Source organism: Streptomyces sp. NPDC003379, from assembly GCF_053589195.1.
In genome coordinates this window covers 1-13334 of the sequence record NZ_JBSFRK010000041.1, presented here as the reverse complement: position 1 = coordinate 13334, position 13334 = coordinate 1, and the positions used below count along the sequence as shown (strand labels likewise).

Here is a 13334-nt window from a genome sequence, read left to right as displayed (position 1 = left end):
GGTCGGGTCGGGGTGGCTCAGCCGCCGGTGGAGGTGGCGCGGCCGCGCAGCGCGGCGCGACGGGCGTTGCCGCGCAGGCGGGCCGACTGGACCACCTCGGGGGTGGCGCCGCTCTCGTCGTCGAGCCAGCGGCCGAGGGAGGAGATGTCGCGGAAGCTGAACAGGTCGGGCACGCGGACGCGGCGGCCGAACCGCCGGGTCATCAGCCTGGCGAGCCGGACGAGGAGCAGGGAGTCGCCGCCGAGGTCGTAAAAGGCGGCCTTGACGTCGATGCCCGCCGGTTCGAGGCCGAGCAGCTGGCCCCAGATCTCCGACAGGGCCACCTCGGTCGGTGTGCCGGCGGCCGTCGCGGGCGGGCCGGTGTCGGCGGCCGGCGGCTCGGGAAGCGCGGCGCGGTCCAGCTTTCCGCCCGGCGCCAACGGCAGCGCGGTCAGGAACACGATCGTCCCCGGCACCATGTGGTCGGGCAGCTCGGTGGCGAGCTTGCCGGTGATGGTGGTCTGGAGCGCGGCGTCCCGCCGGACGCCGTCCCCGGGGCCGCCCTCGGGATCGCTCTCGGGGTCGCTCTCGGGCACGACATAGCCGATGAGCCTGTTGCCCCGTACGACGGCGGCGGCTTCCCTGACCTCGGGGCAGCCGGTCAGCCGGGCCTCGACCTCTTCCAGCTCGATGCGGTAGCCGCGCAGCTTGACCTGGTGGTCGGTGCGGCCGCCGAACTGGAGTTCGCCGTCGTCGGTGAACGTGACGACGTCACCGGTGCGGTACATGCGCTCGCCGTCCAGGAACGGGTCCGGCACGAACCGTTCGGCCGTGGTGCGCGGCCGGTTGACGTAGCCGTGGGCGAGGCCGACGCCGCCGATGTAGAGCTCACCGGGCACACCGGCCGGCAGCTGCTTCAGGTCCTCGTCGAGCACGTAGGCACGGGCGCCGGCTGACGGCGTGCCGATCGAGGGTTCGTCGGTGTCCTCTTCCGGCACCAGCTTGAACGAGCAGAAGACCGTTCCCTCGGTGGGGCCGTAGGCGTTGAAGACCCGCTCGACACTGGTCTGCTGGTACGCCCGGTCGACCAGCTTGCGCCGCAGGGGTTCGCCGCCGAACACGACCGTGCGTACGTTCGGTGGCAGGTACCCGGCGTCGAGCAGGCCGTTCATCACCGACGGGACGACGTTGAGGTGGGTGATCCTGTCGGCGTAAGGGCTCTCCGGCAGGTGGACGGCGGTCTCCACGAGCACGACGGCGCCGCCGCGGCACAGCGCGGCGAAGATCTCCATCACGGACATGTCGAAGCAGACCGAACTCGCCGCCGAGACGCCGCTCAGGTCGCAGCCTTCGAAGACCCGGTCCATTTCGGACAGCATGGCGACGCAGCCGCTGTGGTGAATGGCCACGCCCTTGGGCCGGCCGGTCGATCCCGACGTGTAGATGATGTACGCGGTGTCGCCGGGCACGATCGGCACGGGCCGCTCGCCGGGCTCGGTCGTCACCGTCCCGTCCAGCACGACCACGGTCGGTCCCGCGGGGCAGTTGGCCCGGGACGCGGGCGTGGTCAGCAGCAGGCGGGTCCCGCTGTCCCGGACCATGAAGGTCAGCCGCTCGGCCGGATACCTCGGGTCCAGGGGTAGGTAGCAGGAGCCTGCGCGCAGGGTGGCCAGGATGCCGACGAGCAGGTCGGGTGTGCGCTCGACACAGATGCCGACCGGGACACCGGGCCCCGCGCCCTCGGCGACGAGCCGTTCGGCCAGTTCGCGGGACCGCTCGTCCAGGTCGCCGTAGGTGAGGACGCCGGCGTCGGAGTAGACGGCGGGCGCGTGCGGGTTCTTGACCGCTTGTTCGATGAACTCGGAGTGCAGGGTCTCGGTCACTGGTCCGTCTCCTCGGGGCGGCCGCTCCGCGCGATGTCCCGGAGTGCCAGGTCGGGGTGGGCGATCGAGTCGAAGAGCACGGTGCGGTAGAGCGCGAGCAGTCCCGTCACGGTCTGCCTCTCTAGGTAGCTCGGTTTGTACTGGATGTGGCCGACGACCTCGCCGTCGATGTCGGCCATCGAGATCTCCAGGTCGAATTTGGCGAGGTGTCTGCGCACGTGCAGCGGTTCGAGCGGCAGGGCGCTGTCGGGCGCGATGGTGTCGCCGATGCCGTGGAAGAGCTTGACGGACCGGGGGAAGGCGTCCGATGACAGCCAGTTCACCACCACGTCGAACCACGGGGAGCGGCCCTCGGCCCTCGGCGGCTTCAGCCGGGACGCCAGCAGGTCGAGGGGGTAGTTCATGTGCTCCAGGAGGCCGAGCGAGAAGGAGTGGACCTCGCTCAGCAGGTCCCGGAAGCTACGGTCCGCGGCGGGTCTCGCCCGCACCAGCACCGTGTTCAGGTAGTACCCGATGGCGGACTCCCAGCCGGGTTCGGCGCGTTGGGCGATGGCCGTGGCCAGCACGGAGTCCTGGACTCCGGCCGCGCGGTTGAGCGTGGCGAAGAAGCCGGCCAGCACGACCGTGCTGATCGACACGCCTTCGCGTACCGCGAACTCCCTGAGCAGGCGGGTCTCTTCGGCGCTCCAGCGGAACGTGAGGTCGCGGCCTTCGTAGGTGACGCCCGGGGGGCGCTCCTTGGTGGACAGGTCGAGGTGGGCGGGCGGGTCGGCCAGCTTCCGCGACCACCAGCTCAGTGCCGCGTCGGCCGCCGGTCCCGCCAGCCACTGCCGCTCCCACTCGACGAACTCCGTGTAGGGCGCGACCGGTTCTCTGTCGGCGGGGTCGGCGCCCTCGTAGAACTCCTGGAGCTCGCGGATCATCACATCGGCCGATGCCGCGTCCGACGCGATGTGGTGCACGAGCACCAGCAGGTAGTGGTCAGCGGGCCCACGAGTCATCAGCACCACGCGCACCAGCGGCCCGTTGTCCAGGTCCAGCGGCAGGTGGCCGTACTCGGCCAGGTCCTCGCGGGCCTGTTCGTCGTCCAGGTCCGTGCTGTCCACGACCACGAACTCGTACACCGGTTCGTCCAGGATGACCTGGTGCGGGCTGCCGCCGGCCTCGACGAAGAGCGTACGAAGGGCGGGGTGCCGCTCCATGACAGCCTGTACGGCGCGGTCGAGCGCCTGCTCGTCGACCTCGGTCCGGATCCGGGCGGCCACCATGAAGTTGTAGGGCACGGCGTCCGGCGAGACCTGCTGCATGAACCAGAGCGAGGCCTGGCCGTGCGAGGCCGGTGCCAGTCGGAGACCGAGGCCGTCGGCGCGCAGCTGGTCCAGCGCCGGTGCGTCGGTGGCTTCCAGCAACCCGCGCATGGCCAGTTCGTCCACCAGCTCCTCGGCGTCCAGCTCGGAGAGGTCGTCGAGGAAGGTCCGGGTCGACTCGGCTTCCGGTGCTGGTGCTGGTGCTCGTTCTGGTCCTGGTGCTCGTTCCGGCACCGGCACCGGCTGCGGCACCGGCTGCGGCTCCGGCTCGACCGCCGTGGTCGTTGCCGGTCGGCCGACGGCCTCGACGACGTGGGCGACGACCTCGGAGATGGTCCGGCCGTCCAGGAACACCACCGGCGACACCCGCTGCCCGTACAGCGACTGCAACCTGTTGACGAGGCGGATCGCCAGCATCGAGTCGAGGCCGAAGTCCCGCAGGGTGGCGCCTTCGTCGAACTTGCTCGCCGCCACGCCCAGCGCGTCGGCGATCTCGCCGAGGACGACTTCCTCCAGCGGCCTGTCCGCCACGGCCTCCACGGCGGGCTGGGCCACGGTCGCGACCACGGACTCGGTGACGGTCTGGGCGACCGGTGCCGACGACGGCGCGACCTGGGGGCGCGGCGTGGTGTCCAGCCAGTAGCGGTCCTTCTGCCACTGCACGAGCGGGGTCTCCACGACCTCGACGTCGTCGGCGAACAACGAGTCGAAGGTCAGCGGGAGGCCCCTGACGTACAACGACGCGGCGGCCCCCAGCAGGCAGCGGACGTCACTCTCCTCGCGCCGCAGGGAGTTGATCGCGTGCACCTGGGCCCCACGGGTCAGCGCGATCTCCTCGACCGCGCCGCGCAGCGTCTCGTGCGGGCCGATCTCGATGAAGGTGCCGACGCCGTCGTCGACCAAGGCACCGATCGTCTCGGCGAACCGGACCTGGTTGCGCAGGTTGTGCACCCAGTAGTCGACGTCGGCGACCGGGTTCACCGTGTCGGCCAGTGCTGTGGAACGGAAGGGGATGATGTTCGTCCGTGGGGTGATGCCGTCGATGAGTTCGCGCAGCGGCTGGGTCAGCGGGTCCATGCCGGGGCTGTGCACCGGCCTTTCGACGCGAATCCTCCGGGTCGAGATCCCGTCCCGCCGCAGGTCGGCCTCCAGGGCGTCGACGGCTTCCGGCGAGCCGGAGACGGCCGCGCTGGTGGGGCTGTTGACCACGGCGACGGCCGCGTGCTCGGCGTACGGGGCGAGCCTCGGCAGCAGCTCCTCCTCCGGCAGGTCGACGGAGATCATGGCGCCCGGGGCCGCCACGCGTTCGAGCAGGTGTGACCGGGCGACCACGACGCGGGCGGCGTCCTCCAGCGACAGCGCACCGGCGACGCAGGCGGCCGCGACCTCGCCGAGGCTGTGCCCGACGACGGCGGTCGGCTGGATGCCGAGTGCGAGCCAGACCTTCGCCAGCGAGACCTGCAAGGCGAAGAGAACAGGCTGCTGGAAGTCCATCTCCTCGAACCTGGCCCGGTCGGCCGGAGCGGCGAGCTCGTCGAGCACCGAGCAGCCGCCGGCCGCGCGCACGGCGGCGTCGCAGGCGTTCATCCACGTACGGAATCCGGCGTGCGAGCGCATGAGTTCGCGGCCCATGCCGACCCACTGGGTTCCGCCGCCGGAGAACACCAGCGCCACCCGCCGGTCGCTGTTGCCGGCGACCGTGCCCATCACGACATCGGGGTGTGGCTGACCGGCGGCGACCCGGGCGAGTCCGTCCAGGACGTCCTGACGGTTGCGGGCGAACAGCGCTATCCGCTGGTTGTGGTGGGTACGCCTGGTCGCGAGCGTGTAGGCGAGGTCGGAGACCCGCAGGCCCGCGTCGCGTTCGACATGGTTGGACAGCTCACGGCAGGTGGCGGCCAGCGCGTCCGCCGTGCGCGCCGTGACGGGTACGAGGTGCACCTGTTCGTCGGCCGCGACGTCGCCCCGGGTCGGCACGGCGTGGCGTCCCCGGTCGCCCGCGGTGAACGGGCCGGGAGTGACGGTAAGGCCCGCGGTGTAGAGCGCGCCGAGCGAGCCGAGCAGGGTCGAGGCTTCGTCGGCGCCGCGGCGGAGCGAGGGCAGGGTGGTCGCCGACAGGATCTCCGACACGGACTTGAGCAGTACGGGGTGCGGGCTCAGCTCGATCACGGCGTCGATGTCGTGGTCGCGCAGGGTCGTCAGGGCGTCGACCACCCGGATCTCCTGGCGCAGGTTGTTCGCCCAGTAGTCCGGCCCGAGCTCCGCGCCGTCGACGAGTTCACCGGTGACCGTGGAGATCATCGGGATGCGCGTGGCCTGCGGCTTGATGCCGGCGAGTTCGACCTTCAGCGGGGCGAGTACGTGGTCGACCAGCGGCGAGTGCGGTGCGTGGCCCATCCGTACGCGATGGCTGGTGAGGCCCTCTTCGGTCAGCCGCTGGACGAGTCCGTCGATCTCCTGCGGTGTGCCGGTGACCAGTGTGGAGTTCAGGCCGTTGTGACCGGCGACCGTGAGCCGGCCGGTCAGATACTGCTTGACGACGTCCGCACCGGTCATGACCACGATGCCGTCGCCGCGTCCGACGGCCAGCTGCTGGAGGAGCCGACCGTGGTGGGCGGCCAGGAGCGAGGCGTCCTCGAAGTCGAGCGCACCGGCGATGTGGGAGGCGGCGAACTCACCGACGCTCTGTCCGGTGACGACGTCCGGCTCCACCCCCAGCGAGCGCCAGGTGTCGGCCAGAGCGACCTGCAGGGAGAACAGCAGCGGCTGGAACACGTCCATGTCGTCGATGCGGCCGTCGGCCGACAGCATCTGATCGACGAGTGAGAAGCCGAGCAGTTCCCGCATCCGCTTGTCGGACTTCATCATGGACCGTCGGAACACGGGATGGCCGGCGAGCAGCTGCCTGCCCATGCCCACCCACTGCGAACCGTTGCCGGAGAACAGGAACGCCACCCGCGGCTTGCGTCCGGTGATCTCCCCGACGCTCAGTCCGTCGGCGGTCGCGCCGGCGCTGAAGGCGTCGAGTTGCGCCCTGAGTCGGGTCATGTCGCGGGCGGCGGCCGCGAGCCGGAAGCTGCCGTCGCCGGGCGTCCGACCGCAGAGGGCCCGCAGGTCGTTCTCGTCGCGCAGCGCCGAGGCCCGCTCGGCCAGCTCCTCCTTGGAGTCCGCGGCCAGCAGGAGGAGCGAGCTCTCGGGGCGCGGCAGCTCCTCGACGGCGACGTGGCAGATCGCGCCGCCGAAGCCGAACGAGCTGACGCCTCCCCGGCGCGCGTCGGACCGTCGCGGCCACGGCGTCAGCCGGTCCTGGACGGTGAGGTTGTACTCGTCGAACATGATCTGCGGGTTCGGGGCGGTGTAGTGCAGGCTCGGCGGCAGCACGCCGTTGCGGATCGACAGGGCGAGTTTGACGAGGCCGACGATGCCGGCCGCCGCCTCCAGGTGTCCGACGTTGGACTTGACGGAACCGAGCCGCAGGGGCTCCGTGCGGTCGCCGCCCAGGACGGCGCCGATGGCATTGGCCTCGATCGGGTCGCCGAGGGGGGTCGCGGAGCCGTGACACTCGATGTAGTCCACGAGGGACGGCGCGATGCCTGCCCGCCGGTACGCGTTGCGGAGCATCAGCTCCTGCGCCTGGGGGTTGGGCGCGGTCATGCCGTTGCTCAGACCGTCGTTGTTGGACGAGCTGCCCTTGATCACGCAGTACACGGGCAGATCGCGTTCGAGGGCCACGCTCAGCGGGGCGAGCACGACGACTCCGGCGCCCTCACCACGTACGTATCCGTTGGCCCGGGCGTCGAACGACTTGCAGCGGCCGTCCGGGGCGAGCGCGCCCATCGCGTCCATGGCGGTGTAGTAGTCGGAGACGAAGCTCAGGTTCACGCCACCGGCCAGCACCAGCTCGCTCTCGCCCATCCAGATCGACTGGCATCCCACGTGCACGGAGACCAGCGATCCGGCGCAGGCGGCGTCGATGGCCATGCTCGGGCCCTGGAGGCCGAGGATGTAGGAGACGCGGTTGGCGATGATGCCGTCGTGCATGCCGGTCGCGGTGTGCGGGGTGATCTGGCTGTCGGGGCCGCGATAGTGCGCCAGCGCGGCGTAGTCGCCCCAGCAGGAGGCCATGAACACGCCGGTGTCGCTGCCGACGAGGCTGTGGGGCGCGACACCCGCGTCCTCCAGCGCCTCCCAGGCCAGCTCCAGTACGAGGCGCTGCTGCGGGTCCATCTGGACGGCTTCGCGGGGTGAGATGCCGAAGAACAGCGGATCGAACTGGTCGATGCCGTCGATGAACCCGCCCCAGCGCGCCTTGTCGCCGATGAGTTCGCGCCGTGCGGCCGGCACCGGGCCGACGGCGTCGCCGCCCTCGGTCAGCAGCTGCCAGAACGTGGACGGGTCGGGTCCGCCGGGGAACCGGCAGCCGATGCCCACGATCGCGATGGGCTCGTGCGACGCGACACGGCGGTCGTTGCCCGGGGCCGCGGTCGCGGTCTCCGCGGTACGCGGACCGTCGACGAGCGCACGGGACAGCTCGCCGAGTGTCGGGTACTGCCACATCCAGGTGACCGGAACTCTCCAGCCGAGGAATTCGGACAGCGAGGCGGCGAGAGTCGACAACTTCAGCGAGTCCAGGCCGTACTGGTGCATCGGTGCCCAGCGATCCACCGCGTCCTTGGACGTGTCCATCAGCTCAGCAACGCGAGACAGCAGAAAATCCGTTATGTCATGCGAATCTCGTGCTGCGTGCTCTTGGGGCATTTCGGCTCCTCGGCAGGGCGTACGGAAAATACCGGTAAGGCATGCGGCCGGCTGATCGAGGGCTCGGAAACTTCGTCAGCCATGCAAGAGCGGCAGGAATCGCAGCGGCTCGGGAAATGGGGATGGCTCATGACACGGAAGATTCGCTTCGACGTGTCGAGCGTCGCGGTGGAGCCCGGACGTGAGGAAGTCCCGTCAGTGGTAAAGGGATTCGCGATACGACTCAGGAAGGCATGACTGTGGAGAGACTCGTACCTGCACCGCGACCCGACCCCCGTTAAGTCGTTCTGGCTGAATCAGATCGGGATCTGCTCAGGATCTCGCCCGACCGGCGATCAGCAGACTGCCACCCTGTGAATGGTGAAACAAGAGTGATCCGCGGGTCGGCAGGCGCACTGGCGTGATTTGATCCCCGGAGTGACCGGTTCGGTCTCTTCTCGCCCAACACCCCTGTGCGCCATGCGCTTTGATCGCATACGCGTCAGGGTCGGCCTGGACAGCAGGCGAGCGGCATTGCAAGCTGCTCGGCATGAAAATCATGGAACACGAGCCGACGCCGGCTGAGGCTCGCGCCCCGGGTACCGACGGCACCTTATCCAGACATTCCCCACACCTTCTTTCGGCCGTGCGGCCCGGCATGTCGGACACAGTCGGCGACGAGTTCCTCGGGGAGCCCGCGTGACCAGTACCGAGGTGATGCCACAGCACAGGCCGGGCCTGGCACTCGGGGTGCTGGCCGGGGCGCTCGCGCTGGACGTGAGCGGTCTCGCGGTACTCAATGCCGCCCTGCCGTCCGTCGGGGAGCGTTTCGGCCTGGACGACACCACGCTCCAGTGGGTGATGATCGCCTACGCCGTCACGTTCGCCGGCTTCCTGCTCGTGGGCGGCCGCCTGGCCGATGTGTTCGGCCGACGGCGGGTGTTCGAATGGGGTGTCGCCCTGTTCACGGTGGCCGCGCTGGCCGGGGCTCTGGCGCCGGACACCTGGGTGCTGCTCGGTGCGCGGGCGGTCCAGGGCATCGGCGCGGCCCTGTCGGGTCCGGCCGCGCTGGCCCTGCTGACCGAGGTGTTTCCGGCCGGTCCGGCACGCAACCGGGCACTCAGTGTGTACGCGGCGGTCGGCGCCGCGAGCTTCAGCGGCGGGGTACTGCTGGGCGGTGTGCTGACCCAGTTCTTCGGCTGGCGGTCGGTGCTGTGGTTCTCGGTGCTGGTGGGGGCGGCCGTGCTGGCGGCGACGCGCGCCGGGCTGCCCGGTGGTGCCGGGCGCGGCGGCCGGCTGGATCTGCCGGGTGCGATATCGGGCACGCTCGGCCTCATCCTGCTGGTCGTCGGCGCGAGCAGTAGCGGCGCGCTGGCATGGGGTTCGCTCTGCGTCGCGGTGGTGTTCCTGCTGCTCTTCGTCGTACGTGAGCACCGCACCGCCGACCCGGTGCTTCCGCTCGGCCTCTTCCGGGTCGCGTCGGTACGGGCCGCGAGCCTGGCGGCGTTCCTCCAGTACATGGGTTCGGTCGGGATGCTGTTCTTCGCGCCGCTGTATCTGCAGGGGATGCTGAAGTACTCCCCGCTCGAGTCGGGCCTCGCACTGGTGCCGATGTCGGCGGCCGTGTTCCTCACCGCCAACTTCGCCACCGGACGCCTGCTGGCCAAGTACTCCCAGCGGACGCTGATGGCCGTGGGCCTCGTCCTCATCGGCGCGGGAACAGCGCTGTGGATGAGCACACCGCACCACGGCAGCTACGTACTGCACGTGCTGCCCGGCCTGGTGATCAGCGGCATCGGCCAGGGACTGAACTTCCCCTCGATGACGTCCGCCGCGCTCACCGGCGTCGCGCCGGAGCGGCACGCGGTCGCCGGCGCGGTGAACGTCGTGGCGCAGCAGATCGGCGCCAGCATCGGAGTGGCGGTCATGGTCCTGATCGCAGCGACCAGCGACGACCGGCTCACCGGCTACCACCTCGCCTATCTGGCGGCCGGCGTCGTCTGCGTTCTCGGGGCGGCGGTGATCGCCCTGGCAGGTCGTCATGTCTCCCCCGGCTCAGGCCCGGGGACGTGAACGGCACCGTGGCGTATCGGTAGGGTTCCTTCTCGGCCGGTCTTGGGACGAGAAGGAAAGAGGGCGCTTCCGGTGCTGATCGACACCGTGGCCTGGGTGAGGGTCGAGGGCGGCAGGATTCTGTGTGCGCGCCCGCGCGGCAAGGACGTCTTCTACATCCCGGGCGGCAAGCGCGAGGGCGCCGAGAGCGACCTGGAGACCCTGGTGCGCGAGATCAAGGAGGAGCTGACGGTCTCCCTCGACGCGGAGACGGTGGCGCATGTGGGGACGTACGAGGCGGGGGCACCGGGCCTCCCGGATCGCGTCACGGTGCGCATGGCCTGCTACACCGCCGAGTACGACGGGGAGTTGGCCCCCAGCAGTGAGATCGACGAGGTGGCCTGGTTCTCGTACGACGATCGCGGCCGGGTACCGCCGGTGGACCAACTGCTCTTCGACGACCTCCGCGCGTCCGGAGAGCTGAGCTGACGGCCGCCACAGCAGCCTCCGAGCGGTCTGCGGAGACGCGTATCCGCAAGGGTCGTCATCTCAGCCGAACCGCAGGACGCGTGGGGCGAAGGTGGCCTCGGGGCCGGCGGCGCGGCCCACCGACCATATCGTCGCCGTGCCCGGCACCGGCGCGAGGCGCAGGTTCGAGGAGTCGCCCTCCCCGGCCACCGTCGGTTCGCTGTGCTCGGTGAACGACTTTCCGTTCCAGGCGAGGAAGTCCGGCCCGGGGACGAGTGGCGGGTAGGTGCCCGGCGGACCCCACTTCTGCGAGCGGGTCACCGAGACCCAGGCCAGCGCGCCGGACGCGTCGGGCGCCAGTGAGGTGATCCCGCCGAAGTCGGCGGGCACGGTCACCCGGTTCCACGACTGCCCGTCCCAGCGGGCCAGCAGGGGCGGAATCGGCTTGCCCGCCGGGCCGCCGATGAACCCGGCCGTGCCGCCTGCCCACACCTCCGTCGGCGAGACCGCGAGCACACTGCCCACGGCCGCCCGTGGGAACCCGCTCACGATGGTCTGTTGCCACGCCTCGCCGTTCCAGTGCGACACGGCCGCGCCCGACTCGCCGGCGCCCGCGGCCCAGACGTCGTCGGCCGCCAGGATGTGCAGGCCGTACACGAATCCCGGCGGCACCGGCACGTCCCGCCAGCCGCGCCCGTCCCGGCGCAGCAGTACCTGCGCGCCGTCCCGCGAACCGATCAGCCAGGTCTCGCCGCCGCCGGCGACGACTTTGGTCAGTACGACACCGGGCGGCGGCCTGCTCTCGGACCAGGCGGTGCCGTCGGAGCGGAGCAGGTGGGCGCCGCCCGCCGAGTCGCGGCCGACCGCCCAGACCGCGGTCGGTGAGGTCGCGGCGATGGACAGCAGCTCTCCCTGCCAGCGGATCCCGGGCAGGCTCTGGCGCTGCCACGCGGTTCCGTCCCAGCGCAGCATCAGCGGGAAGCCCGGCGCCTGACGGCCGACGGCGTCGGCGCCCACCGCCCACGCCCGGTCCGGCCCGAGCGCCACGGCCTCGTTCAGCCCGGCCTGTGGGCGCACCTCTGCCGGGACCGGCACGTGTTGCCAGGACGGGGGTTCCGCCGCGGCCGTGCTCATGACGGTCACGAGGGTCATGGCGACAGCGAGGGCCGCGATGAGAAGTCGACGTGCCATGTTCAGCCTCCCAGTCCCGGTCCCGGTCCCGCTCTCAGTGCCAGCCGTTCGCTCAGCAGGTTGGGTTTCGAGCCGTAGATCTCGACGGTCCCGAAGGACAGCAGTGAGAAGCCGGCCTTCGTCAGCGCACGCGGTGTGACGTCGATCGCGTTCGTGCGCTCCGGGCCGTAGGAGAAGGTGGTGCGGGAGCCGTCCACCCGTGCGTACTTCGACTGGAACGCGCGGTCGCTGCGCATCGGCAGCCACAGCGCGCCGTCCGGGCCGCGCACCATGGCCTCGGTGTAGGTGTCGCCCAGTGGCGGGTAGGTGGTGCGCCAGGCGTGCCCGTTCCAGGTCATCAGGTAGGTGCGGCCCCCGCTGTCGGTGTACTGGCTGCCGCCGATCGTGGCCCTGCCGGACGGTTCGGACAGGATCGTGTGCACGTTGCTGTTCGGCGGCAGCGCCACCTTCGCGTCCCGCCACGCCGTGCCGTCCCAGCGCAGGACGGTGGTCCCGTCGCTGGAACTCCCCCAGGCCCAGGCGTCGTTGGCAGTGCGCGCGTTGATCCCCATCACGTACAGCACACCGTCCGGGATGGACTGCGTGGTCCAGCCGGAACCGTCGTAGTGCAACACCTTCACCCCGGTGTCGTCCTCACCGACCAGCCACGCGGCGCCCGGTACCGCGGTGAAGTCCTGGTAGATCCGCAGGGTCTGCGGCAGCGGGACGGTACTCCACTCCCCCGCCGACCGGCGCAGGATCTCCCTCACTCCCTCGCGGCTGCGGAGGATCCACACCTCCTCGCCGACGACCTGCGCCTTGCCGAGCGAGCCAGGCTCACCGGCGCCGGGGAAGGTGGTGTCCCGGCTCCACGCCTTGCCGTCCCACCGGTACAGCATCGGCCGCACTCCATCGGCGGTGTGCTCGTACCCGGTCGCCCATGCCTCGCCCGGCCCGCGGGCGGCGAGATCAGACACGGTCACCGGCGGGGCCGCCGCCGGCACCGGCAGCGCCGACCAGCCCGGCGTCACGGCCGCGGCCGGCGACGCCAACGTGGCGCATGTGATCACAAGGCAGACGATGACCGCACGGAGACCGTTCACGAGACCTCCCCAACGTGAAGGTCGCTCAGCCTATGGGCGTTCACCAGCCGTGAACAGACGTCACACAGCCGTCCGTATGTTCCTCAATAGGGGAGCCAGCACCTCACCCATCAACCACCGGGCAGTTCGCCAGGTGGTGTGCCGCAGCTCGGACCGCCCGGCCCGTCGAACTGCACCGAGCTGAAGAAGTCCCGGTAGCTGGGGAAGAAGTTGCCTTTGCCCGTCGGGCCGGAGGAGGTCACAGCGAGCTTGATCATGTCGCCGGTCCCGTCGAGGCCCGAGAACATGCAGTAGTAGCCGTCGGGGCACCGGTCGTACCCGTCAGCCGCGTGTGCCGTGGAGACCGGCATCGCGGCGGCGGCCACGGCGGCTCCCGCCACGAGCAGTGCAGAGAACTTCTCCCTCATTGACGCTCCTTCGCTCGTTCGCTCGTTCGCTCGTGGGCTCGCGGGCTCGCGGGCTCGTGGGCTCGTGGGGTCCTGGGCTCAGGCGCCGCGAACTCCCTTGAAAGCGCGCCGATCCGTTCGGCGTGCCGCGATCCCTCACAGGAGGGAGCGCACGGAAGTAGGCGCGGCGCGCGTGGCCCGGGGAGCGACCGAGGGGGCGTCGGCGGCGCAGCGATGCGCCGGTCCCCG

7 protein-coding genes are annotated in these 13334 nt (G+C 70.7%); 2 read left to right on the top strand and 5 right to left on the bottom strand.

Features of this window, described 5'->3' with window-relative positions:
• Positions 1 to 17 precede the first annotated feature (17 nt).
• Positions 18 to 1862, bottom strand: coding sequence for a non-ribosomal peptide synthetase (locus ACWDVB_RS31160; protein WP_451519638.1), 1845 nt, complete (start codon positions 1860 to 1862; stop codon positions 18 to 20).
• Positions 1859 to 7927, bottom strand: coding sequence for an acyltransferase domain-containing protein (locus ACWDVB_RS31155; protein WP_451519639.1), 6069 nt, complete (start codon positions 7925 to 7927; stop codon positions 1859 to 1861). Before ACWDVB_RS31155 ends, ACWDVB_RS31160 begins: the two co-directional genes overlap by 4 nt.
• A 678-nt stretch (positions 7928 to 8605) precedes the next feature.
• Here ACWDVB_RS31155 and ACWDVB_RS31150 point away from each other — a divergent pair.
• Both ACWDVB_RS31150 and ACWDVB_RS31145 read left to right on the top strand, forming a co-directional pair.
• Positions 8606 to 9979, top strand: a complete 1374-nt coding sequence (locus ACWDVB_RS31150; RefSeq protein WP_451519640.1) for an MFS transporter — start codon at positions 8606 to 8608, stop codon at positions 9977 to 9979.
• A 72-nt stretch (positions 9980 to 10051) separates the two neighbouring features.
• Positions 10052 to 10447 (top strand): NUDIX hydrolase, encoded by a 396-nt coding sequence (locus tag ACWDVB_RS31145; protein WP_451519641.1) that lies wholly within the window; start codon positions 10052 to 10054, stop codon positions 10445 to 10447.
• 60 nt (positions 10448 to 10507) lie between these two features.
• On the opposite strand, the gene ACWDVB_RS31140 is transcribed toward ACWDVB_RS31145, so the two are convergent.
• The 3 genes from ACWDVB_RS31140 to ACWDVB_RS31130 form a co-directional block, all read right to left on the bottom strand.
• Positions 10508 to 11617, bottom strand: coding sequence for a hypothetical protein (locus tag ACWDVB_RS31140; protein WP_451519642.1), 1110 nt, complete (start codon positions 11615 to 11617; stop codon positions 10508 to 10510).
• A gap of 2 nt (positions 11618 to 11619) precedes the next feature.
• Positions 11620 to 12699, bottom strand: coding sequence for a hypothetical protein (locus ACWDVB_RS31135; RefSeq protein WP_451519643.1), 1080 nt, complete (start codon positions 12697 to 12699; stop codon positions 11620 to 11622).
• 110 nt (positions 12700 to 12809) lie between these two features.
• Positions 12810 to 13106 (bottom strand): peptidase inhibitor family I36 protein, encoded by a 297-nt coding sequence (locus ACWDVB_RS31130; RefSeq protein WP_451519644.1) that lies wholly within the window; start codon positions 13104 to 13106, stop codon positions 12810 to 12812.
• Between the last annotated feature and the right edge of the window lie 228 nt (positions 13107 to 13334).

Bases quoted from the DNA above. Each gene is read 5' to 3' on its own strand.
- ACWDVB_RS31130 (WP_451519644.1), bottom strand. From the start codon at position 13,106: ATGAGGGAGAAGTTCTCTGCACTGCTCGTGGCGGGAGCCGCCGTGGCC.
- ACWDVB_RS31140 (WP_451519642.1), bottom strand. From the start codon at position 11,617: ATGGCACGTCGACTTCTCATCGCGGCCCTCGCTGTCGCCATGACCCTC.
- ACWDVB_RS31155 (WP_451519639.1), bottom strand. From the start codon at position 7,927: ATGCCCCAAGAGCACGCAGCACGAGATTCGCATGACATAACGGATTTT.